The following is a 21,952-nucleotide window of genomic DNA, read 5'->3' as shown; positions in this document are numbered from 1 at the left end:
GTCAGAACCGCGCCGGACCGACCGGGAACGGCAGCGGCTTCGACGGGACCGGGGACACCCGCCGCTCGGCGGCGGCCGGCGGGTTCTGGCAGGTCACGTCCCCGGCGGGCAGCCGCCCGGTGGTGAGGTACGTGTTGACGTGTTCGTTGGCGCAGGAGTTCGGGTCGGAGAGGTACACGCCGTGCCCCTCACCGCCCATCGCCAGCACCATCCGCGAGCCCTTCAGCGCACGGTGCAGGCCCTGGCCGCTGCTGAGCGGGGTCTGCGAGTCCCACTCGTTCTGCACCGTCAGCACGTTCGCCTGCTTCTTCATCGGCGTGGCCGCCTCGGCCGGCCGGTCCCAGAAGGCGCACGGCTTGATGTTGGACGCGAAGTCCCCGTACAGCGGGTACTTCACCTTGTCCTTCGCCGCGTCCCGCTCGTACTGCTCGGTGTAGCGGGGCCAGCTGCCCGTGTCCCCGCACGCCACGGCCCAGAAGACGGCGGTGCCGGTGTCCGGGGCGGGCCCGGCCGCCCGGCTCCCCGAAAGCAGCCGCTTGAGTCCGGCCGTGTCCGAGCCCGCGGGCTGCGGCTTGCCCTCGGCCGCCGCCTTGAGGGCCACGACCAGGGGAGTGGCCTGCGCCGGGTAGAAGAACACGCCGCGCGCGGTGCGGATGATGTCGCCGGTGACCTTCTGCCCCTCGAAGTCGATCGGCTCCCGGTCGGCGCGCGCCACGAGCGCCCAGAAGGTGTCGGACACCGCCTTCGGGGTCTCGCCGAGCCCGTACTGGGCCGACCGCTCGGCCGCCCAGCCCGCCCACCGCTCGTAGGCGGGTTCGGCCTCGGTCGCCCACATCTGGATCATGCCGCGCCAGATCCGCTGCGGGTCCACGCCGCTGTCCAGCACGAAGCGGTCGGTCCGCTCCGGGAACATCTGCGAGTACACCGCGCCGAGGTAGGTCCCGTACGAGTAGCCCAGGTACGAGAGCTTGCGCTCGCCCAGCACCGCCCGGATCGCGTCCATGTCGCGCGCCGTGTTGCGGGTGGTGATGTAGGGGAGCACGTCCCCGGCCTTCTCGCGGCACTTGTCCGCGACCGTACGCGCCCACGCCACGTCGGAGGAGAAGGTCTCGGGACGGTACGGCCGGTCGAAGTTCTGCTCGGTGTCGGTCAGTCCGCAGGTGATCGGACTGCTGGCGCCGACGCCGCGCGGATCGAAGCCGATGAGGTCGTACTGGTCCCGTACGTCCTTGGGCATCAGCTCGGCCGCCATCAGGGGCAGATCGAGTCCGGAGCCGCCCGGGCCGCCCGGGTTGAGGAGCATCACACCGTGACGCTTGGCGGGGTTCTCGCTCTTGACCCGGGATATCGCGAGGTCGATCGTGCGGCCCTGGGGGCGCTTGTAGTCGAGCGGGACCTTCAGGGTGGCGCATTCGTACGAGGCCGGCTGGCCGTCCGCGCAACGGTGCCAGGCGGGCTTCTGCTTGAGGTAATCCGCCTCCGGAGCGGCGGAGGCCTGGGTCGCGGCCAGCAGCGGCACGGTGGTGGCGATGAGGCCGGCGGTGGCGAGCAGCGGTGCGAGGCGTTTCAGGCGCACTGTGGTCGTCCTTGCGTTCGGTGAAGTCGTGTACGCATCCACCTTGTTGCACGCGGGGACGAGGCGAATCATCCCGAAGGGTCGGCCCGTGTGCGCCTCACGAAGGAGCTGATATCCGGACAACTGGCCGACACGCCGGAGCCGTTGCCCGCCCCGGCCGGCCACACCTGGTCAGTGGTGGCCGCTGTGCGCGGCGCCGGTTTCGACGGTGCCGCCGATCTGGCCGCGCAGGGCTGCCAGGGCCTCCTCCGATGGGCCGGTGACCACCCAGCGGCTCCCCACCAGGTAGGTGCCGCCGTACATCCGCGCCTCGTCCAGCCAGGAACGCTGCCCCTGGTCGGCGGCGAAGGTGGCCATCCGGTAGGCGCCCTGCCCGGTCTCGCACCCGCCCTCGCGCAATTCGTCGGCCTGGATGTCCACGTGGGCCGTGCAGCCGACGGCCGCGGCGATCTCCTCGATCGACGAGGACGGTGGGGACGATGCGGAGGGTGCGGACGGTGCCCCGCTCTCCTCCTCGGAGGTGACGTGGGCGCCGTGCGCGGCCTGCGCCGCCGGGCTTCCGCCGCAGCCCCCGGTCAGCAGCACGGCGCACAGGGCGGCGCAGGCCGGCCCGAGAGCGCGGAGGATCCGGCGGTGCGGGCGGGCGGCGGTGGACGGCTGCATGGCTTCCTCTTCACTGACTCACTGACTCACTGACTCACTGACTCACTGACTCACTGGGCTCTCGTCGACCCACGTCTTCAGGTGTTCACGAACTCACTCGCTCACTTGCTCACCGGCTGACCGGGATGCCGGCGTGGTGCCCGGGCTGGGGAGGCGCCCGGGCACCACGGGTCTTCGCGGGCCGGGGCTAGCTCGCCATCTTCGCCTTCTTTCCCTTGTCGGTCACGGCGAACCAGAGGCCCTGCTTGCCCTGTCCGAGAACATCGCCAGGTGCCTTGTCGCCGGTGAACGTATAAACCGGCCAGCAGTCGATCGTCAATTGTTCCGAACCGTCGGGACGCTTTACCGAGCCGATCAGTTGGGGCGCAATTCCCGTCACCTTCGTCTTGTCGACGGGCTTGGCGGGCTTCCAGGTGTCCAGGCAGGCATCGAGACAACCGATCTTCATCGGCCAGGCACTGTCCTTGTCGAATCGGTAAAGCGTCTGGCCTTCCCCGTCCGCGATGATGTCGCCGAGCATGACGTTCTTCGTGATGGACAGTTCGGATTCCTGCGCCGGTGCCTTCTTGGCGGCCTTGGCCGGCTTCCCGTCGGCCCCCAGCACGTGCCAGGTGCCGCCGACGCCCTCGCCGAGGGTGTCGCCCGCCTTGGCGTCCTTCGCGTAGCGGTACACCGGCCAGCCCGCCAGGGTCAGCTGCCGGGTGCCGTCGGCGCGTTCGACCGAGCCGAGCAGGCCCGCTTCGATTCCCGCGCCCGCCGTGGCGTCGTCCGCCGGCACGGGCGGCCACGTCGTGGCGCAGTCCCCCTCGCAGTTGGACTTGGGGGGCTTGGGCGTGTCCTTGTCGAACCGGTAGAGCGTGAGGCCGTCGCCGTCGGTGACCGCGCCGCCCACGTTCTCGACCTCCGCGACCTTCAGCTGTCCGGCCGGGCCGTTCTTCGCCGGCCCGCCCGCCGGGTTGGCGCCGGAACCGCTCCCGTAGCCCGCATCCGCTCCGGAACCCGCATCCGCGCCGTACGAGCCGTCGGCGCCGTAAGCGGACCCTATCTTCTTGCTGTCGCTCACCGGCTGCACTGCATTTCCCTTACCCGACGGTTTCTCGGCGAGGCCGCATCCGGCCGTAAGCAGCAGTACCGCTACCGCCGACCCGGCGAATATCTCACGGCGCATCCTCTTCACGATTTCTCCTTCAGGTTCGGTCCCGTGTTTCCGTTCGCCCCTCGGGTAATTGATACGGGGCCCGGGGCGGTGAAAGCGGATATCCTCCGGAATTTGTCAGATCGCGCCAACATTGAACTCGCCGACGGCCCGCATTCGTACACGCCCTCATTCCTGGATGCGCAGCGCGAGGGCCGGGCACCGCCGCACCGCGCGCAGCGCCTTCGGCCGCAGCCGGGCCGGCACCGGCATGGACGCCTTCGCCGGGTAACCGTCCGCGTCGAGCCGTACGACCTCGGGGAGGACGTCCACGCACAGGCCGTGCCCCTTGCACAGGGTCCAGTCCACGAGCAGCCGCTCCGGACTCTCGTCCCGCGGCCGCTCCGGAGCTTCGTCCTGCGGCAGCGGGAGCGCACCCACCACCCGTCGGCCGCATCCGGAACCGTAGGCGTGGTCGTGGAACTCGTCGGGGAAGGCGGCGAGCGCCGAGGCCACGAAGCGCGAGGTGCCGTCGGGATGGCTGCACGCACCGCGTCCCAGAACGGCCGCCAGCCGCGCCTCCAAGGTCTCCAGGGCGCCGCCGCCGCCTCCCCGTAGGGCGTCGTCCAGTACGTCGGCGAGCGCGGGCAGGCCGCGTACGCAGGGCCCGCACTGCCCTGCCGTCTCCTTCGCCATCCACCGGGTCACCCGGGCCACCTCGCCGGCCGGGCAGGTGTCATCGGGCAGCGGAAGCACCGCCCCCGCCCCCAGCACCGCGCCGAAGGACGTCAAGGACTGGCGGGACATCTGTGCGGAGCGCGCGGAGACCGGGTCCAGCCACTTGCCGTGGTAGCCGCCGACCAGGACGCCCTGGCCGGGATCGGTACCGCACAGATCCAGGACGTACGCCAGGGACGTGCCCGTCGGCGCCTCGACCACCGTGGATCCGGCGACGGTCAGCATGACGGTGCCCGGCTCGGTCGGCAGGCCGGTCGCGCAGAACTCCCGCGCGCCCAGCCGTGCGGCCAGGCCGAGTTGGGCGTAGGTCTCGGTGTTCGACAGCAGGGTGGGCACACCACCCAGGCCCCTCTCGCTGGTTCGTACCTTCTGCCCGGACGGCACCGTGGCACCGCCGTTGAGTCCGTTGACCATGGCGGTCCCCTCCCCGGTCACGAAGCGCTCGGGAAGCCGTGCCACCCGCACCCGGCGGCCGGCCGGGCCGCGTTCGGCGACGGCGTCGCGTACCGACTGCTCCACGTCCCCCCGGGTGACGGCCACCACGATGTCCTCCGCGCCGAGCGCGGCGGCGGCCAGCAGGGCTCCGTCGAGCACCAGGTGCGGGGCGTGCAGCAACAGGGCCTTGTCCTTGAGGCAACTGGGCTCGCCCTCGCTGCCGTTGACGACGACGGCGGTGGGCGTGTCCCGCCCCCGGGCCGACCGGGTGACCGCCTGCAGTTTCCGCGCGAACGGGAATCCCGCTCCGCCGCGGCCCCGCAGGTCGATGTCCTCCGCGAGGGCGATGAGTTCGCCCGGGCGGTACCGGGGCAGCGTGCCGTGCGCGGCCAGATGGGCCGAGCGGTCGAGCCGGGGGAGCTGGTCGAGTCCGGCCAGCAGTCTGGGGGCGCCCACACAGCCGAGGCTGGGGCGCGGCCAGCCGTTCACAGCCACCTCTCCGCGCCGGCGGGCTGCTCACCGTACAGCTGCCGCCTCCCCCTCGCCCCGCCCGGTGTGGACGCCGCGGCGTACGCCCGGGAGGTGGGCCGGGGCAGCGGGGCGGGCCCCGTGGCCGTGGATGCGAGCGGACGAGCCCCGCGCGCCGTGGCGGCACGCGGACGCGGACGCGGCCGCGGGCTCGGCTCGGCGACCGGGCGCGAAGGCGCCTCGCCCGCCCGCGATTTGACGCGGAGCAAGAGGACTCCGGCGACACCGATCAGGCAGAGCCCGTACGAGACCGTCACGAAGGTGCCGCCGGGTCGGCCCGACTTCAGCCCGTGCACGAGGGACGCGCCCCAGGCCGGATAGGCACCGAAGTGCAGGGCCCGCCACCACAGTGAGCGGGCTTTGGTCGCGAACACGCTGCGCACCGCGCCGGAGACGGCGACGGACACGAAGAGGTATCCGGCGAGCGTGCCGAATCCGATGAGGACGGGCCGTCCTTCGTCCGCGAAGGGCACCACCGCCGCGGCCGCCGATGCCTGTTGCGATGCGACCTTGACCCAGATGTGCAGGGCCAGGAAGGACAGCCCGGACACGGCCAGGCCGCGGTGAGCTCCTTGGGCGAGCAGCCGGTGGCCCGGCCCGAGAAGCGCCCGGTCGGTGGCCAGCAGTCCCCATAGGACGGTGGCGGTGAGTGAGACGAGCGAGAGCACGCCCGCCCCGAAGTCGAGGAAGTCCCATATGTGGGACAGGGCGCCCGCACGGGCCACCACGATGAAGGAGACGACCGCCGCGGCGACGGCCGGGACCGTCGCCGGGTGCCGATTCCTGCGGCGCGCCCGGTGCGAGCGGCGTATGTGCGGCTGGGGCAGGGGCATCCAGATCTCCTGTGCGCCTGGGAACCGAGCACGTCACCTGGCGCTCGGCACCCGGGGGTTGTTGTCGGTCGAGCCCGGCAGCGCTGTGAATTCCTGCGCCGGCCGAGGAGCGTGGGGCCGGAGTGCAGAAGCATCGTGGAGCTACACGGCACCTCCACAGGATTTATCGAAACGTGATAATTTCTCGCAGCGTGTCTACAGGGCACCGAACAACACCGGAAGATTCCCCTCCAGCGGAGGTTCCGACTGGCCACCGCACCGTCCGTCACCTACGCGTCCCCAACGGCAAAATCACGGTAAAACCACGGGACCGAAGGTGGCCGGACCCCTCCAGGAGGGAGTACGAGGACCGCAACTCTCTTGCGTAGAGCGGCTGTTGGCGAGAGAGGCAACCTCGGAGGGCTTGTCGCACAGACACCGGACAGGCCTCACCCCGGCACGAACGAGGAAACGATGTGCGAACTTCTGAACCGCATCTGGTCCCGCCCGCGAGGCGAGTGGACGCGCGTCCTGCGCAGGGAACTCCCCGCGCTGGCCGCCGAGATAGTGGAGGAGCTTCTGCATGGAATTCCGGGATTTTCCACCCTTATCGATGACAACGATGCCATCGACGACGAATTGCTCAGACAGTGCGTGGAAGAGGCCCTTCTCAGCGCTCTCGGCTACCGCGACGCGCGTAGCGGCAACTTGTGCAAGGAGCAGGAACAACACCGGCAGCAGGCAATGGACATGGAGCTGGACCCGGACGAGGGCGTGTGCGCGGACGAAGTGCAGCACGAGCGCGCGGGCGAGCTCCGGGTCGAGGCCAGGCATCACGGCAGGCAGCAGGACGCCGGCCGGCACGACGAGAAACAAGGCGGGCACCACGGTGAGCCGCAAGGCGGGCACCACGACGGGCACCACGACGGACTGCCCGGGCTGCCCCGGCAGCCCGGGCGCCCCGGCCGTGACCGGGCACGCCAGGACCTGTTCAAAGCCCTCACCGATGACCGGGCCCCCTCGGAGAGTTCCCTCACCGAGCTCGCGGAGGCGGCCGGCTGGCCCCTCCCGGTGGCCGTACGGGCCATCGTGCCGGCCACGCCCGGCGAGGCCCAGCAGCTGGCGACCGTGCTCGACGACTCCCTCGTCGGCATGTTCGCGGGCCGCCCGTGCCTGCTGGTCCCCAGCCCCGATCCCGACACCCGGGCCCCTTTCGAACTCCCGCTGCGCGGCCGCTTCACAGCCGTCGGCCACGCGGTTCCGCTCCGGGACACCGCGTCCTCGTTGCGCTGGGCACTGCGCCTGCTCGCCCTGACACCTGCCCGCGCCGGTCTGGACGCCCGCCCCGTCTTCGTCGACGACCACCTCTCGACCCTGCTGCTGCTCCAGGACGAGCCCCTGGCCCACGCGCTGGCCGCCCGCTGGCTCCGGCCGCTGGCTGATCTGACCCCGCGCCAGAGCGAACGGCTGGAGGTGACCCTGCTCGCCTGGCTGGAGGGCGGCGGCGCCCCCGAGGCGGCGAAGGCCCTGAGCGTGCACCCGCAGACCGTGCGCTACCGCATGCGGCAGCTGGAGAAGCTCTTCGGACCCGGTCTGCGTGACCCCCGTACCCGGTTCGAACTGGAGATGGCGCTCCGCAGCCGCCGACTGATGGCCCAGGTGCGGCGTCAGGCCTCGCGGGTGGGACGTCGCACGGCACGCGTGGTCACGGCGGACTTCAGGCCCGTGGTCGTCGGGCGGATGGCTCGCGTCAACGGTCTGTGAGCAACCACGGCAAACCGGCCCGGCCCCGTCCACACGGGGGCCGGGCCGGCTGCATGTGCGCCGGGCCAGGTGTTCACATGGCGGCCGGCGCGGCGGAAACCGCACCGTGCATCGTGGAGTTGATGTCCATCAGTTCCTGGTACGCCTGGGCACAGGGCCCGCACGCCGCCAGATGACGGGCCAGGCCGCGGGGCTGCTGCGTACGGCTGCGCCGGACCGCCGAGCCGAGCATGTGGCTGTAGTGGTCGCACCGGGCGTCGGCCGCGGTGTCCAGATGGGCCAGGAGGAACGCCTCGCGCAGCCCTTCCCTGGCCCGGAACGCCAATGAGGTCACCGCGCTGGGGGTGATGCCCAGCAGCGCGGCGACCTCGTGCGGCGAGTCCTCCTCGACGAGCGTGTGCCACAGCACGGCCTGCCAGCGCGCGGGCAGGGTGTGGAAGGACCGGGCGAGGAGCCTGCGGTCCTCGCCGGCCAGCAGCCGGCGCTGCGGGTCGCCGCCGGCGGCCGCCTGCTGGCACCAGGAGTCGAACTCCGCGGTCAGCAGCATCCTTTCGGCGCCGTCGCTCCACTGCATGGCCGTGTGCCGGACGACGGCCAGCAGGTACGCGCGCCAGGGGCCGCGGGGCCCGGCGCCGGAGCGGACGGCCTGCAAGGTCCGCAGGAAGGCCTCCGAGACGAGGTCCTCGGCGTCCTGCGGGGTACGGCAGCAGGTGCGCGCGTACGCGAGGGCGGCCCGCCGGTGGCGCCGGTAGAGGAGATCGCACACGGCCGCGTCCGCGGCGCCCGAGCCGAAGCCGCTCCTGAGCCGGCGGGTGAGTTCCCCGTCGGAGGGCGGCGGCGCCTCGCCGTCGTCCGACGGGTGCGCACCGTCCGTGGATTCACAAGAGCCGGACGTGGTGCCGGAGATGGAGCCGGACATGGCACTCCTCGTGTTCGGGACCCGGCTGGGCACATGCGTGCGGTGTTGGCCCGAAGTCTGCTTCGGGCCAACACCTGTCCCGGGCGGGGCGCGGGGCGCGAGGGGGAGGAGCGCCTCGTCCGGGGGCTGGGGAGGGGATCCGTACTGCGCGGGGTCAGCGGCAGGAGCGCCCGCCGTTGATGCAGTTCACCGCCTTGGTCATCAGCTGGTCCGGCATCACGTTGATGAAGTCGTTGTGGTCGGTCACCGGCTTGTGGAGCTGCTCGGGGAAGCTGTCCACGGCGAACCGGGCCCCGGGTGCGACCCCGTACGTGAGCCGCTGCACCAGTTGCGGAATGGCGGTGAAGCCCTTCGGGCAGCGGCCGGCCTTGTCCGGGAAGGCCACGTGGGTGCGGTGGTTGGCGCTGTCGGCGTTGCGGCCGTCCCAGCAGCTCTGGAAGGTGAAGGTGCGCACCACGTCGCTGCCCTTGGGGCAGACCGGGTACTTGTCCTTCAGCTGGCGGTTCTCGAAGCCGGTGCAGCTCCACGAGGCGTTGGCGTTCGCGTTGCCGTTGGCGAACGCCTTGGCGTCACCGGTGATGATCCGCATGAAGCGGGGCATGGCCTTGACCTTGCCCACGGGACTGCCCTTGAAGGTGATGCTCACCTGCTTCGGGCGCAGGATCGTGCCGACGTTCGCGTCCTGGCCGCCGCCGGGCGCCTTCGCATCCTTCTCCGCCTTGCCGTCGCGCAGCCGCAGCACCGGCCAGAAGTAGCTGGACAGGTCACCGTTGGTGCAGGTCGTGCCCGCCTTGGCCAGGCTGTCGTTGGTGGAGAAGGCGTCGGTGGACTTGTTGCCCACGTAGTCGTGCATGTGGTGGGCGCCGTTGGAGACGCCGGGGGCGACGATCACGTTGTCGGGGTTGGCGTGGCCGTTCTCGTTGCGTCCGCAGCTGGAGCTGAAGGACCCGGTGGAGGCCCCGGCCGCCGCGCCGGGCGCGCGCACGTTCGGCCGGACCTTGGTGATGTCGGTGAAGTCGCTGCGCGCCGGGCCGCCCTTCCCGCCGATGGTCCGGGCTGCGGCGGCGCCCGCGTCAGTGGAGGCGGCAGCCGGGTTGGCCGCAGGGTCCTCCTGGGCGGAGGCCTGCTTCATCTGGCACGCGCTCATGGACTTCAGCTCCTCCGGCCGGGGCGCGGAGCGGGCTATCGCGTCGGACACGCGGGAGATGGTCCCGTCGCGCTGCTTCTTGAGCTCGCCGAGGAGGGCGTCGCCCTTTGCCTCTCCGGCGGCGAGGCGCCGGTAGGCGTCGGCCACCTGTACGTCCAGCTGGGCGAGGTTCTCGTCGACCTCGGCCTTGGCCTGCTCGGGTACGGCGGTGAGCTTGTCACCCACGTCGGGGCAGTCGATGGTGGCGACCACTTGGGCCGCGCGGTCGGCGTTCCGGTTCCCGTCCTGGCCGGCGTTGGCGTTGCCGGCCACCACGGCGACCCCGCCGCCGCCCAGCACCAGGGCGGAGACCATGGCCAGGAGCTTGTTCGAAAACCGGGGGCGTTTATGGCCCTTTTCACTCATGCGATCACTTCACTTCACTTCGTCGGTCGGACATCGGACGGAGCAGGGGCCTTGTTGTCGGGGACGCTCAGCGCTTCGAAATCGACCAGCCCGCTGTCCTCGAGGACCGTGATGTGGTCCAGGACCGTGGTGTTGGCGGACGTGGCGAGGGCGCGGACCTTGGAGTTCTTGGTCTGGGCCCGGATCTGGGCGAGGAGCGCGAACACCTTTCCGTGGGCTCGGCGCAGCAACTGGACGAACAGCCGCTCGTACTCGTCCCCCTGAGCGCGGGTCAGCTGGTCGAGCCATCCCCGCTGCTGCTCGGACGGCTGGTTGGGCAGGTCGATCCCGAGGGCTTGGCCGACCTGGATGACCTGCCGGTCCAGGTCGGTGTGACCCATCACCAGGTGCTCTCCGGCGGTCTTTATCGCAGGCCGCGTCCCGCGCTGCTGGGCCTGTCGCCCGGCGGGCAGCTCCCACAGACCGGCGAGCCGTACCTTGCGTACGAAGTCCCGGTCCGCCGGGGTCAGCGGTCCGTACGGCGTACTCAGGATCCCCAGGCCGTCGTCGTCGCCCGCGGGCGCCCCCGACGCGGCCGCTGCCCGGCCGCCGAACTTGTCCACGGGGATGAGCAGCGCGACCAGCGTGAGGACGAGAGCGGTGATGACGAAGCCGGTTCCGACCGTGTACTTCGTGGCCACCGACAAGCTGCTCAGGGGTCGCCGTCGCAATGACAGCACAGTGCCTCCTTGGTCCTAGGGCCGGGAGGGGTAGCGGGGCCGGAGGGTCCGCACGTGCCGTGCGGTGCACACCCGCATTCCCGGGGTGTCACGGGACGCTAGTGCCACGCGTGGTGCCCCGGCGGGGGGACCATCACTATTGGATAAACATCCGGGCAAGCCCCCGGAGGGCTGATATCTTGCCGCGTTCCCAGGTGTCCGCACGCACGCCCCGCGTCCCCGGGTCCCTCTCCCCTGCCTCGTCCCCGTCCCGCCGGGCCGTTGCGCGGTGAAATCGCGGAAAACGTCCCCCGGTTGAGTGGTCCCTGACAGGATCGGCGCACCGATCCAGGGGGGTCCCATGCGTATCCGTTTCCTCTTGCACGCCGGTGTCACCGTCACCGCCGTCATCGCCGTGCTGCTCACCGGCTGCGGCTCGCATCCGGCCGAGGACGTGGAGGACTGGTACTCCTCGGGGGGTGAGGCCCAGATCAAGACGCTCGCCGACGACGCGGCCAGGGTCAACGAGGTGAGCATGCGCACGATCGACGTCCAGGGAACCGCCTGCCAGGAACTCCTGACGCACGTGGCCAACGCCGAAGGGCTCGACCCCGTCCCGGACGAACTCGCCCTGAACTCCTGGAAGAAGGCCCTCACGGCCTTCAGGCACGGGTCCTCCGAATGCACCGCCGGAGCCGGCGGACAGGACGAGCCCCAGGTCGGCCGGGGCATCCGGGAGGTCCAGACCGAAGGCATCCCCAGCCTCGCGGCCACCGTCTCGCGGATCAAGACCGTCATCAAGGCCAAGTAGTACCGGTATCACCGCCGATGCCCCGCGGTACTCCCCCCCGGGGGCAAGCGCTCCCCACGGCCTTCCTGTGAGTGAGCTGTACAGTTCCGCTGACCTGACGGCGGTATTCGGACAGCCGTCCATATGAGGGGCGGTCGAGGGATGAGCGCGCGCAGTTCCGACGGCGGGCCGCGGTGGAGCGGCCGGAGCCGGGGCGGCGATACCGGCGGGCGCCTGGTGGCCCTCGACGGCGTTCGGATTCTCGCCGCGCTCGCCGTGGCCTTCTACCACTACGTGGTGCTCGAAAGCGCGTGGGGCGAACCGACCGACAGGGTCTTCCCGGTGGCCCGGAGCTTCGCCGTGTACGGCTGGCTGGGGGTCGAGATCTTCTTCCTGGTCAGTGGCTTCGTCATATGCATGAGCGCCTGGGGGCGCACCGTGGGGGACTTCGCGGTGTCGCGCGTCTCCCGGTTGTTCCCGGCCTACTGGGTGGGCATCGCCTTCACCACCCTCGTCCTGTTCGCGTGGCCCGAGGTCAGAGCGCGCGAGGCCCTGACCGACGTCGTGGTGAACCTCTCGATGCTCCAGGGCGGTGTCGGGGTCCCCCACGTCGACGACGCGTACTGGACGCTCTTCGCCGAGCTCAAGTTCTACGTGCTCTTCTCGGCCGTCGTCATCCGCGGCGTGACCTACCGCAACTGCGTGCTCTTCTGCGGGCTCTGGACCGTGGCCGCCGTCGTGGCACCCACCGCCGACAACGGTGTGCTGTCCTTCTTCGCGATCACGAACTGCTCCCCGTACTTCATCGCCGGGATCGCCTTCTACCTGATGCGCCGCTTCCGGCCGAGCGCCGTCACCTGGGCGATCGTCGGCGTCCAGTTCGTGCTCGCGCAGCACTACGTACACACCCGCATGCTGTCCAGCCTCGGCCGGGGCCTCACCGAGCGGACACCCGCCTGGCCCGCCCACCTGATCATCACGCTGGGCTTCCTCGTCATGGCGGCCATAGCGCTGGGCCACTTCGACGGCGTCCGGTGGCGGTGGCTGCCGCACGCGGGCGCGGTCACCTACCCCTTCTACCTGATCCACATGATGGCCGGGCTGACGGTCATCCACCACTTCCGGGACCGGCTGGCGCCCGTCCCGCTGGCCCTCGGCGTGACCGCCGTCATGCTGACGCTCGCGTGGATCATCCACCGGCTCTTCGAACGCCCGCTGAGCCGCTTGCTGCGCGAGGGCCTGCGCCGCGGACTCCAGGACATCCGGACGAACACCCCGGTCCGCCCGGCTCTCTCCCGGCTCCCCGCGCAGCCCTCCGCACCCGAAGCGGAACGCGTACCTTCCCTCCGCTAGCGCGCCGGTCCGCACCCGTGGGAGGGGCTCCGCCGCCCCTCCCACAGGCACCGCACGGAGATCAGCCGACCGACGCCATCAGGGACGTACGGGCGCGGGCCACGCGCGAGCGGACGGTGCCGATCGGGCAGCCGATGGCCGAAGCCGCCTCGGCGTACGGGAGGCCGAGGAGCTGGGTGAGGACGAACGCCTCCCGGCGTTCGGACGGTATCGCCTCCAGCAGCTCCGCCAGGGCGATGCCGTCCTCGAAGCCGGGGACGCCGTGCGGCTGGGCCTGCTCGGCGGCCGTCTGCCAGTCGTGCCGGTCCGAGAGTCTGGGCCGGGCGGCGGCGTGGCGCAGGCTGTCCACGACGGTGCGCCGGGCGATGGACAGCAGCCAGGTGCGTGCCGATGAACGGCCTTCGAACCGGTGGAGGCCGGCGAGCGCACGGAGGAAGACGTCCTGGGTGAGGTCGTCGGCGGCCTGGGTGTCGGCGCTGAGGTAGGCCACGTACCGCCAGACGTCGCGGTGGAGCGCGCGGACGAAGCGGTCGGCCTTCGCGGGGTCGCCGTCGCGGGCGGCGAGTGCCAGTCGGGTCACCGCCGCGTCCGAGCCGGCGGTGTGCCTGGCCGGCCTTTCGCCGACGGGACGGTGCTGGGGGGTCAGGGCAGGAGTCATCGCCAAAGGTCCTTACGGGCAAGGGGTGTCCGGCGCTCGCCGAAGCGGGGCCGGTGAAAGGGGTACGGCCTGCCGGAGGGCATGGCCGATGCCCGAGGCGCGGGGTGCGTGGCGCGAACGCGGACGCCGACGCGTGCTCGGGGAGCCGACTGTCAGAGGACAGCGGTGCCCGTCGGAGGACCCCGTGAGGTGATGGCGTGGACGAGGAAGAGCCGTCGCGGCGAGCGGCGTCGGCGCGGTCGGCGTACGCGGACGCGCGGCCGGAGCGCGGTCGTCGGCGGCCACAGGAGCAGGCGCAGCGGCGTCCAGAGCCATCCGGCGACGGCGCGCACGACGCGGAAGACGGCCCGCTCGCCGTACGCGAGCCACAGGCCGCACAGCACGGCGGCCAGCAGGTGGGCGGTCAGCATCCCGGCCGGTGACATGCCGGCCACCCCATGGCCGACATCCGCGAGCGGCGCGGCCGTTGGGACGCTCGGGACGGTGTGCGCCATCTCGTGCGCGGCGTGGTGTACGTGGGCGGCCGCCTCCGGTGCGACGGTCAAGGACGGCACGGACGGGACGGATGGCACGGACGGCGGGGACGGCCGGACGAGGGCCTGGGCCAGGGAGAACCCGGCGTGCAGCGCGGCCTGGACCGCGACGGCCGCCGCCGTGACGGTGAGCAGCCCGCGCTCCCGGCCGGCCAGCGTCCAGGCCGTCGCCGCCGCGGCGGCGAACGCGGCGGACAGCGCCCACCAGGGCACCGCCGCACCCGACATGAGGATGTGGCCGGTGGCCGTGAGCAGCACGCACACGGCTGCGAACATCGCAGCCCGAACGGCTCGGAACAGGAGGCCTGGCGTCATTGCGGGCTCATCCTCGCACCAGCTTTCCGAGCCGCGCACCGGGGTGCGCACTTCCGGACAACTTCCCGTGTGGTGCAGGGCACAGCGGAGCCGGGGAACCGATCCACCACGCCTTCCGACTGCCTACCCGGCCGGTCGAAGGGTTCAACGTCCGGGGAACGGAGACTTCTGTGGCGGTGGAGAGGAAGGCGAGCGTGTCGCCTGCGGCGGGAGCGGACGGCGGGGCGGGCCGGTGGCTGACGGCGCTCCTCACCTGCGCCATGGCGTTCTCGATGCTGCAGCTGTTCCTGCTCGGGGCGCTGGGGCCGCGCCTGGTGGGCGAGTCGGGGGTGTCGCCTGCGGTGCTGGGGCTGACGACCACCGTCGGGTTCGGGACTGCCGCCGTACTGTCCCCGGCGGGCGGCCGGATCGTGGACCGCATCGGTCCGCGCCGTTCGCTGGTGGTCCTGCTGCTGCTCTCCGCGGTGGCGCTCGCCCTCATCGGCGCCGCGCCCGGCGCCGGAGTGCTGCTGGCCGCCGTCGCGCTCGGCGGCGTACCGCAGGCGTTGGCCAACCCGGCCACCAACAAGGCCGTCCTGCGCGCGGTTGCGCCGACGCGACGCGGCGCGGTGACGGGACTCAAGCAGTCCGGTGTCCAACTCGGCGCTTTCGCCGCCGGTTTGCCGCTGGCGGCGCTCGCGGGCTGGATCGGCTGGCGGGGCGCCGTGTGGACGGGGGCCGGTGCGGCCGCGCTCGCCGGGCTGTGGGCGCTGCGGGCGCTGCCGGCCGACCCTCCGCCGCCCCCCGCGGGCGCCCGTACGCCGCTCGTGCCGCAGGGCATGGTGGCCTGGCTGGCGGTCTTCTCGCTGTTCCTCGGCGCCGGGATCGCCTCCGTCAACACCTATCTCGCCCTGTTCGGCGCGCAGCGCCTGGGGATGGGCCCGACAGCGGCGGGCGCTCTGGTCGCCGTGCTGGGCGTGGCCGGGATCGCGGGCAGGGTGGGGTGGTCGAGGGCGGCCCGGCCCGGGCGCGCCGAGTGGCTGCCGGGATGGCTCGCGTGCGGCGCGCTGGCGGCGACGGCCCTGCTGGGAGCCGCCCTCGTCGCGGCTCCGCTGGTGTGGGCCGGTGCGGTGGCCGTCGGCGTGTTCGCCGTGTCGGGCAACGCCGTCTCGATGGTGCTCGTCATGCAGCGGGCCGCGCCCGGCCGGGCCGGACAGGACTCGGCGCTGGTGGCGGCCGGCTTCTTCGCCGGATTCGCGGTGGGACCGCCCCTGTTCGGCCTGCTCGCGCAGAGCGGACGGTACGGGTCCGGCTGGCTGCTGGTGGCGGCGGAGTTCGCGGCGGCGGGAGCGGTCGCGTTCCTCTGGGCCGTACGGGACCAGCGGTCTGTACGGGACAAGCGGGATGGGCAGGACCAGCGGGACGGCCGCGGTCGCCGGGAGGAGGCGGCGTGAGCACCACGGGGTCCGGGGACTGGGCCGGGCGCGCGCTGGCCGCCGTCATCGAGCGGGTGGCGGTGACCGCGTCCGAAGTGGGAACGCGCTTCCCCCTGTACGCCGCACCCGGCGACGGTCGGTGGACGACCACCGGCCGTGGCTCGTGGACCGGCGGATTCTGGGCCGGCCTGCTGTGGCTGCGCGCCCGGTACACCGGTGACGCCGCCGACCGGCGGGCCGCCGCCGCGTGCACGGCCCGGCTCGCGCCGTGGGCGGACGCCGACACCGCCACCCGCGGGCTGATCCTCTGGTACGGGACCGCCCCGGCCGGGGACGACGCCGAAGCCGCCGCCCTGCGCGAGCGAGCGGCCCGGGCCTGCCTGTCGGCCTGCGATCCCGGACTCGGACTGCTGCCCTGGGGCGGAGCCCTGGGCGGGCCGCGCCTGCTGGCCCGCGTGGACGGCGTGCCCGGTACGGTGCCCCTCCTGGCCGGCGCCGGTCCGCTCGGCGCGGCGGCGGCAGCGGCCCATCTCCACCGGCACCTGGACCTCTGCCTCGGCGCGGGCGGGACGGGGCACCCGTGGCTGCGGCCCGCGTGGCGCTTCGACGAGGACGCGGGCTGGCAGCCCTGCGAGGATCCGCCGCCGGGCTGGAGCCGCGGAGCGGCCTGGCTGCTCCTCGCCGTCGCCGACGCCCTGCTGCGCCCGGATGTCGCGGGGCCCGGCCAGGCCCGGCTCGACGGGGCGGCCCGGCACCTCCTGTCGCGGGGAGGGGCACTGGCCGGACCGCTCGTACCTCCCGCCGACGGGTCCAGCCCGGACGGGCCCCTCGACACCTCGGCCGCCGCGATCACCGCCGTCGCCCTGCTGAAGCTCGCGCGGGTCCCCGGCCCGCGGTCGGCCGCGTACGCGTCCCGGGCCGAGGCGATCCTGCGCCGCCTCGCGCGGGCCCATCTCACCGGCCCCGGCCCCGGCCCCGGCCCTGGGCGCCCGGCCGGGATGCTCCTCGACGGCTGCTACGACGCCGGGAAGGGGCTGGCGGTCCGGCACGAACTCGTGTGGGGCGACTTCTTCCTGGCGCTGGGGCTGGCCGCGCTGGACGGATCCGTCGACATCACCCGTGTGTAGGCCCTGACCCGGCGGCTTCCCGGGCCCCGTAACCGCGCAGGACGCGCCGGGCCACGGAGGTGATGTGGAGCTCGTCCGGGCCGTCGAGGATACGGGCCGCCCGGCCGGTACGCAGGAGCGCCGGCAGCGGGGTGTCCGGACCGAGCCCGGCGGCGCCGTGCACCTGGACGGCGCAGTCCACGACCCGCTGGAGCATCCGGGCGGCGGCGACCTTGGCCAGCCCCACCTCCGTGCGCGCGTCTTGACCGGAGCCGACCAGGGCCACCGCCTCGTGGACGAGCGGCCGGGTGGTCCGCAGCGCGAGCAGGGCGTCGAAGACGTGCTGCTGGATCAGTTGGTGATCGGCGAGCGGTCCCCGCGAGCCGCGGCGGGTGGCGGCCCGTTCGCACATGAGGTCGAAGGCGCGCTGGGCCTGGCCGAGCCAGCGCAGACACCGCAGCGTACGGCCGAGCTGGAGCCGCTCGCCCGCGAGGGTGAGGGCGCTTCCGGGCTCGCCGAGCAGGTGGTCGGCGGGCACCGGGACCCGGTCGAGCGCGATCTCGTACTGGCCCGCCGCGCCGAGCACGGGAAGTTCCCGGACCACCCGGAAGCCGGGGGAGCGGGTGGGTACCAGCAGCAGGGACAGCCCCTCGCGGTCTCCGGTGGCCCCGTCCGTACGGGCCATCACGGTCACCAGGTCGGCGTCCGCGGCGCCTGAGGTGAACCACTTGCGCCCGGTGACGACCCAGCTGCCGTCCGCCTCACGCTCCGCCCGGGTGCCCGTCAGGAAGGGGTCGGTCCCCGGCACGTCCGGCTCGGTCATGGCGTAGCAGGTACGCAACTCCCCTGCGACCAGGGGCTTCAGGTACTCCTCCCGGACCCGCGTCCCCCCGTGCCGCGCCAGCATCGTGACGTCGAGCAGGGGCGCGGATCCCAGCGCGGCGGGGCCGTGATCACTGGCGCCCTCGGTCTCGGCCAGCTCGGCGTACGCCTCGAAGGACAGCCCGCCGCCGCCCAGCTCCCCGGGAAGCGGCAGCGCCCAGAGCCCTTCGTCCCGGGCGTGGCGGCGCAGCCCGGCCAGTGCCGCGGCCGCCCCGGGGCCGCCCGCGTCCAGCACGGACTCCAGCGGGATCACCCGGGTACGGACGAACCGGTCGATCCTCGCCCTCAACTCCGCTGTCTCACAGGTCCGTTGAGTGAAGGGGGTGTGGTGGTCCGACTCCGGTGCTGTCACTGCTCTCTCCTCGTTCCCGCTCATTCCCGGGAACTCCTGGGAACGGCTGTCCGACTGTCTGTCCGTGGAACTGGTCGGGTGCGGACGCTCCCGGGTTCCCCGCGTTCCGTAAGACCCGGGCGACGGCCACCGCCGCGCCAGGAGAGGAGAGGCATGGCGTCACCAGCAACCACGCAGACGGTCCGGCCGCTCGGCACACTGCGCTTCGACACCTCGGGGCCGCCGCAGATCACCAGCGTCGCCGCCGATCACCTGCGCATGCTCGGCGCGCGAACGGAAGACGCCGGCGGGGGAGACGGCACCAGCGCAGGCATCACGCTCACCGGTGGGGAGTTCGCACCGGCCCACGCGCACGTCACCTGGGCGCTTCCGGCGAGCGGACTCGCCGACGAGGCCATGGTGCAGGCCGCCACCGGCATCATGGCCGTGCACGGCCGCAGGGACGGCGGCCCGCGCGGGCTGGCCGTCGACTTCGCCGCCACGGCCACCGCGGTCCTGGCGGTGCAGGGGCTGCTCGCGGGCCTGGTGGGCCAGGCCCGAGGCGGCGCCGCCGCCCAGGTGAGCACCAGTGCGGACCGGGCCGGGCTGCTCACGGTGTCCCAGTACCTCGCCGCCGCCGGAGCCGACGAAGGGGAAGCCTGCGAACTGGGCCCGGGCGGACCCCCGTTCACCTCCGCCGAGGGCCGTCTCTTCGAGCTGGAGACGCTCGACCCCGGTGCCTGGGCCGCGTTCTGGCGGGCCCTGGAGGCACCCGCCGACGCGATACGGGCGGGCTGGATGCCCTTCCAGTTCCGCTACGCCACCGCCTGCGCCCCCTTCCCGGCGGCCCTGCACGCGGTGACACGGGCCCACGGCTGGGCACGGATCCGCCAGGCCGCGGCCGGCTCCGGAGCCCAGGTGTGCGCCCTGCGCACGCTCGCGCAACGGGCCGGCGAACAAGACGGCGCCGCCCCCTGGTCCCTGGCCCCGCTGGGTGCCGGGCCCCTGACCGGCAAGCCGGGCCCGCCGGCCCCCGGCCGGCCCCTGGCCGGAATCACCGTGCTGGAGGCCGGCCGCCGCATCCAGGCACCGCTCGCCGCCCACCTGCTGGGACTGCTCGGCGCCGAGGTGATCCGGATCGAGCCGCCGGGCGGGGATCCGCTGCGCGGCATGCCCCCGGCCTGCTCCGGAACCTCGGCCCGCTGGCTCGCCCTCAACCGCGGCAAGCAGGCCGTCGAGATCGACATCAAGACACGGGCGGACCGGGACCGGCTGCGGGAGCTGGTGGCGACGGCCGACGTGTTCCTGCACAACTGGGCGCCGGGCAAGGCCGCCGAACTCGGCCTCGACGCCGACGACCTCGCGCGGGTCAATCCGGCGCTGGTGTACGCGTACACCAGCGGATGGGCCGGCCGGATCCAAGACGCCCCGATGGGCACCGACTTCATGGTCCAGGCCCGCACCGGCGTCGGCGAAGCCGTCCGCCCCGAAGGCGAACCCGCGGCCCCTTCGCTGATGACCCTGCTCGACGTACTCGGCGGGCTGCACGGCGCCGAGGCCGTACTCGCCGGGCTCCTGCTGCGCGAGCGCACCGGCCACGGCGTACAGGTGGACTCCTCCCTCCTGGGCGCCGCCGACACGCTGACCGCCCCCGCCCTGCGCCGGGCGGCCCGGGGCGAGAACCCCCGTTCCCCGGCCGGATTCCGGCAGCCGCTGCCGACGGCCGACGGCTGGATCGCCCCCGCCGACGTCTGCGCCCCCGCGGCCGCCGCGTACGACCTGCGCGCGCTGGCGACCGACGAGGCCCTGCGGCAGCTGCGCGACCACGGACTGACGGCGACCGCCGTCACCACCGACCTGTCCGACCTGCACCACGACCCGCGCTTCGCCGGCTCGATCAGCCGTGACGCGCACGGTGCCCCCGCCGTTCCCGACCCCTGGAGCTTCGCGTGACCGTCGCACTGCACGACCTGTTGCCCGCCGAGCTCCGCCGGTCCTGGGTGGTCGACGGCACCTGCCCGGACCTCGACCTCTACAGCCTCTTCCGGGCCCGCCAGATCGCCGACCTGCACCGGACCGCCGTCCTCGACGCCAAGGGCGCACTCTGCTACACCGCACTGGACCGCAAGGCGCGATGTCTGGCCGCCGGCCTCGCGGGCCTCGGCATCGGCCCGGGCGACGTGGTCGGCGTGCAGCTCCCCAACGACCGGGGCGCCGTCATCGCCGATCTGGCGCTGGCCGCCCTCGGGGCGATCGCACTCCCGTTCCCCGTCGGCCGGGGCGCCCTGGAGGCCGAGTGTCTGCTGCGCCGGGCCGAGGCGGTCGCCGTCATCGCCGCGACCGAGCACCGCGGTTCCAGGCACGCGGCGTCGCTGGCGACCCTCGCGGGAGCCCTTCCGGCGCTCCGCCACGTCGTCGCCGCCGGCCCGGGCACCGCACCTGAAGGAACGATTCCGCTGGCGCGGCTGATGCGCTCCGACCCCAGCGGGTTCGTTCCCGCCCGGCCCGACCCCGACAGCGCGGCACGCATCCTCGTCTCGTCCGGCTCGGAGGCCGAGCCGAAGATGATCGCGTACTCGCACAACGCCCTGGCCGGCGGGCGCGGGAACTTCCTCGCCTCCCTCATCCCCGATCGGACCCCGCCGCGCTGCCTCTTCCTGGTACCGCTGGCCTCCGCTTTCGGTTCCAACGGAACCGCCGTCACGCTCGCCCGGCACGGCGGGACCCTCGTCCTGCTCGACCACTTCAGTGCGGAGGCGGCGATCGCGGCGGTACGCGCACACGAGCCGACCCACGTCCTCGGCGTTCCCACCATGGTCCGCATGATGCTCGAACGTCTCGACGAGACGGGCGAGGAGCTGCCCGCGCCCACCGCGCTGATCCTCGGCGGGGCCCCGCTCGACGAGACCACGGCCGCCGCCGCGGCGCAGGCGTTCGGCTGTCCGGTCGTGAACCTCTACGGTTCCGCCGACGGGGTCAACTGCCATACGGGGCTCGGCCACACGGTGCCGCCCACCGACGGCGCGGGCGTGGTCGCGGGCCACCCCGACCCCCGCGTCGCCACGATCCGCATCGCCGACCCCGACACCCACGAGCCGCTGCCCGACGGGGACATCGGGGAGATCATCTCGCGCGGCCCCATGACCCCGCTGTGCTATGTGGGCGCCCCCGACCTGGACGCCCGGTACCGGACCTCCGACGGCTGGGTGCGCACCGGTGACCTCGGCTACCTCGACGCCGACAGCGTCCTGCACGTCGTCGGCCGGCTCAAGGACATCGTCATCCGCGGCGGCGCCAACATCAGCCCCGCCGAGGTGGAGCGCGAGCTCACCGCGCACCCCCAGGTCCGGGACGTGGTCTGCGTCGGCGTCCCCGACCCGCTGATGGGGGAGCGGCTGGCGGCCTGCGTGGTGGCGCGCGGCGGGCGGCCTCCCACCCTCGCCTCGCTCGGCGACCACCTGACCGGGCGCGGGCTGGAGCGGCGCAAACACCCCGAGCGGCTCCTCGTACTCGACGAGCTGCCGCTGACGGCGGCCGGTAAGCCGGACCGGGCGGCGCTGCGCGAGCGCCTGACGGAGAACCTGACGGAGCGCCTGACCGAGGTCCTGTCCGAAGACCTGTCCGAGCGCCTGCCCGGGGCCCTGGTCGAGAGGCTGCCGCAGCCGGGCGGCGGCGCGGGCGCCCCGGCCCCGCTCGCACAGGCGGGATGACGGCGGGGCCCGGCGGCATGATGCCGCCGGGCCCCTTCC

The 21,952-nt window shown here is 73.1% G+C and carries 18 protein-coding genes; 7 read left to right on the top strand and 11 right to left on the bottom strand.

What is annotated here, in order from left to right; all coding sequences use genetic code 11:
* Nucleotide 1 precedes the first annotated feature (1 nt).
* The 5 genes from ACFCZ1_RS32040 to ACFCZ1_RS32020 form a co-directional block, all read right to left on the bottom strand.
* A complete protein-coding gene (locus tag ACFCZ1_RS32040) occupies nucleotides 2-1,576 on the bottom strand; it encodes an alpha/beta hydrolase (RefSeq protein ID WP_376681782.1) in 1,575 nt (524 codons plus the stop codon).
* 171 nt (nucleotides 1,577-1,747) lie between these two features.
* Nucleotides 1,748-2,239, bottom strand: coding sequence for a hypothetical protein (locus ACFCZ1_RS32035; RefSeq protein WP_376681781.1), 492 nt, complete (start codon nucleotides 2,237-2,239; stop codon nucleotides 1,748-1,750).
* A gap of 187 nt (nucleotides 2,240-2,426) precedes the next feature.
* Nucleotides 2,427-3,407, bottom strand: a complete 981-nt coding sequence (locus ACFCZ1_RS32030; protein ID WP_376681797.1) for an SCO0930 family lipoprotein — start codon at nucleotides 3,405-3,407, stop codon at nucleotides 2,427-2,429.
* Nucleotides 3,408-3,563: 156 nt separating this feature from the next.
* Nucleotides 3,564-5,003, bottom strand: a complete 1,440-nt coding sequence (locus tag ACFCZ1_RS32025; protein WP_376681780.1) for an NADH-ubiquinone oxidoreductase-F iron-sulfur binding region domain-containing protein — start codon at nucleotides 5,001-5,003, stop codon at nucleotides 3,564-3,566.
* A gap of 29 nt (nucleotides 5,004-5,032) precedes the next feature.
* Complete coding sequence (locus ACFCZ1_RS32020) at nucleotides 5,033-5,908, bottom strand: hypothetical protein (RefSeq protein WP_376681779.1); 876 nt, start codon at nucleotides 5,906-5,908, stop codon at nucleotides 5,033-5,035.
* Nucleotides 5,909-6,361: 453 nt separating this feature from the next.
* Between ACFCZ1_RS32020 and ACFCZ1_RS32015 the strand changes: the two genes are divergently transcribed.
* A complete protein-coding gene (locus ACFCZ1_RS32015; protein WP_376681778.1) occupies nucleotides 6,362-7,651 on the top strand; it encodes a PucR family transcriptional regulator in 1,290 nt (429 codons plus the stop codon).
* A 73-nt stretch (nucleotides 7,652-7,724) separates the two neighbouring features.
* Here the strand turns inward: ACFCZ1_RS32015 and ACFCZ1_RS32010 are convergent, their stop codons facing one another.
* From ACFCZ1_RS32010 to ACFCZ1_RS32000, 3 genes are all read right to left on the bottom strand, one after another.
* Nucleotides 7,725-8,570: an RNA polymerase sigma factor gene (locus ACFCZ1_RS32010; protein ID WP_376681777.1), complete on the bottom strand. Its 846-nt coding sequence runs from the start codon at nucleotides 8,568-8,570 to the stop codon at nucleotides 7,725-7,727.
* Between the two features lie 154 nt (nucleotides 8,571-8,724).
* Nucleotides 8,725-10,122, bottom strand: a complete 1,398-nt coding sequence (locus tag ACFCZ1_RS32005) for a DUF1996 domain-containing protein (protein ID WP_376681776.1) — start codon at nucleotides 10,120-10,122, stop codon at nucleotides 8,725-8,727.
* Nucleotides 10,123-10,136: 14 nt separating this feature from the next.
* Nucleotides 10,137-10,802 carry a DUF4142 domain-containing protein gene (locus ACFCZ1_RS32000; RefSeq protein ID WP_376681775.1) on the bottom strand — a complete coding sequence of 222 codons (666 nt, stop codon included), beginning with the start codon at nucleotides 10,800-10,802 and terminating at the stop codon, nucleotides 10,137-10,139.
* A gap of 379 nt (nucleotides 10,803-11,181) precedes the next feature.
* On the opposite strand from ACFCZ1_RS32000, the gene ACFCZ1_RS31995 reads away from it, so the two are divergent.
* Together ACFCZ1_RS31995 and ACFCZ1_RS31990 are read left to right on the top strand one after the other, a co-directional pair.
* Nucleotides 11,182-11,631 (top strand): hypothetical protein, encoded by a 450-nt coding sequence (locus ACFCZ1_RS31995; RefSeq protein ID WP_376681774.1) that lies wholly within the window; start codon nucleotides 11,182-11,184, stop codon nucleotides 11,629-11,631.
* A gap of 141 nt (nucleotides 11,632-11,772) precedes the next feature.
* Nucleotides 11,773-12,963 carry an acyltransferase family protein gene (locus ACFCZ1_RS31990; protein WP_376681773.1) on the top strand — a complete coding sequence of 397 codons (1,191 nt, stop codon included), beginning with the start codon at nucleotides 11,773-11,775 and terminating at the stop codon, nucleotides 12,961-12,963.
* A 61-nt stretch (nucleotides 12,964-13,024) separates the two neighbouring features.
* Here ACFCZ1_RS31990 and ACFCZ1_RS31985 read toward each other — a convergent pair whose 3' ends face one another.
* Together ACFCZ1_RS31985 and ACFCZ1_RS31980 are read right to left on the bottom strand one after the other, a co-directional pair.
* The gene (locus ACFCZ1_RS31985) at nucleotides 13,025-13,621 is read right to left on the bottom strand and encodes a sigma-70 family RNA polymerase sigma factor (RefSeq protein ID WP_376681772.1); all 597 of its coding nucleotides are present in this window, start codon (nucleotides 13,619-13,621) and stop codon (nucleotides 13,025-13,027) included.
* 152 nt (nucleotides 13,622-13,773) lie between these two features.
* Complete coding sequence (locus tag ACFCZ1_RS31980; protein ID WP_376681771.1) at nucleotides 13,774-14,469, bottom strand: hypothetical protein; 696 nt, start codon at nucleotides 14,467-14,469, stop codon at nucleotides 13,774-13,776.
* Nucleotides 14,470-14,663: 194 nt separating this feature from the next.
* Here ACFCZ1_RS31980 and ACFCZ1_RS31975 point away from each other — a divergent pair, with 194 nt between their 5' ends.
* A complete protein-coding gene (locus ACFCZ1_RS31975) occupies nucleotides 14,664-15,902 on the top strand; it encodes an MFS transporter (RefSeq protein WP_376681770.1) in 1,239 nt (412 codons plus the stop codon).
* Nucleotides 15,899-17,011 carry a sugar ABC transporter permease gene (locus ACFCZ1_RS31970; RefSeq protein ID WP_376681769.1) on the top strand — a complete coding sequence of 371 codons (1,113 nt, stop codon included), beginning with the start codon at nucleotides 15,899-15,901 and terminating at the stop codon, nucleotides 17,009-17,011. Before ACFCZ1_RS31975 ends, ACFCZ1_RS31970 begins: the two co-directional genes overlap by 4 nt.
* On the opposite strand, the gene ACFCZ1_RS31965 is transcribed toward ACFCZ1_RS31970, so the two are convergent.
* Nucleotides 16,998-18,224, bottom strand: coding sequence for an acyl-CoA dehydrogenase family protein (locus tag ACFCZ1_RS31965; RefSeq protein ID WP_376681768.1), 1,227 nt, complete (start codon nucleotides 18,222-18,224; stop codon nucleotides 16,998-17,000). The genes ACFCZ1_RS31970 and ACFCZ1_RS31965 overlap by 14 nt on opposite strands.
* Before the next feature lie 153 nt (nucleotides 18,225-18,377).
* Here ACFCZ1_RS31965 and ACFCZ1_RS31960 point away from each other — a divergent pair, with 153 nt between their 5' ends.
* On the top strand, nucleotides 18,378-20,156 hold the full coding sequence (locus tag ACFCZ1_RS31960) for a CoA transferase (RefSeq protein ID WP_376681767.1): 1,779 nt from the start codon (nucleotides 18,378-18,380) through the stop codon (nucleotides 20,154-20,156).
* Nucleotides 20,153-21,913, top strand: a complete 1,761-nt coding sequence (locus tag ACFCZ1_RS31955) for a class I adenylate-forming enzyme family protein (RefSeq protein WP_376681766.1) — start codon at nucleotides 20,153-20,155, stop codon at nucleotides 21,911-21,913. The genes ACFCZ1_RS31960 and ACFCZ1_RS31955 overlap by 4 nt, the downstream gene beginning before the upstream one ends.
* The last annotated feature ends 39 nt before the right edge of the window (nucleotides 21,914-21,952 follow it).

Origin of the sequence: Streptomyces sp. NPDC056224, from assembly GCF_042267665.1 — a bacterium.
Lineage (GTDB): Bacteria > Actinomycetota > Actinomycetes > Streptomycetales > Streptomycetaceae > Streptomyces.
Note: the sequence above shows the minus strand (reverse complement) of the source record. Positions and strands in the feature narration are given on the sequence as shown.

Bases quoted from the DNA above. Each gene is read 5' to 3' on its own strand.
- ACFCZ1_RS32030 (WP_376681797.1), bottom strand. From the start codon at position 3,407: ATGCGCCGTGAGATATTCGCCGGGTCGGCGGTAGCGGTACTGCTGCTT.
- ACFCZ1_RS32015 (WP_376681778.1), top strand. From the start codon at position 6,362: ATGTGCGAACTTCTGAACCGCATCTGGTCCCGCCCGCGAGGCGAGTGG.
- ACFCZ1_RS31960 (WP_376681767.1), top strand. From the start codon at position 18,378: ATGGCGTCACCAGCAACCACGCAGACGGTCCGGCCGCTCGGCACACTG.
- ACFCZ1_RS31980 (WP_376681771.1), bottom strand. From the start codon at position 14,469: ATGACGCCAGGCCTCCTGTTCCGAGCCGTTCGGGCTGCGATGTTCGCA.
- ACFCZ1_RS31990 (WP_376681773.1), top strand. From the start codon at position 11,773: ATGAGCGCGCGCAGTTCCGACGGCGGGCCGCGGTGGAGCGGCCGGAGC.
- ACFCZ1_RS31995 (WP_376681774.1), top strand. From the start codon at position 11,182: ATGCGTATCCGTTTCCTCTTGCACGCCGGTGTCACCGTCACCGCCGTC.
- ACFCZ1_RS32005 (WP_376681776.1), bottom strand. From the start codon at position 10,122: ATGAGTGAAAAGGGCCATAAACGCCCCCGGTTTTCGAACAAGCTCCTG.
- ACFCZ1_RS32020 (WP_376681779.1), bottom strand. From the start codon at position 5,908: ATGCCCCTGCCCCAGCCGCACATACGCCGCTCGCACCGGGCGCGCCGC.
- ACFCZ1_RS31985 (WP_376681772.1), bottom strand. From the start codon at position 13,621: ATGACTCCTGCCCTGACCCCCCAGCACCGTCCCGTCGGCGAAAGGCCG.
- ACFCZ1_RS32035 (WP_376681781.1), bottom strand. From the start codon at position 2,239: ATGCAGCCGTCCACCGCCGCCCGCCCGCACCGCCGGATCCTCCGCGCT.
- ACFCZ1_RS32010 (WP_376681777.1), bottom strand. From the start codon at position 8,570: ATGTCCGGCTCCATCTCCGGCACCACGTCCGGCTCTTGTGAATCCACG.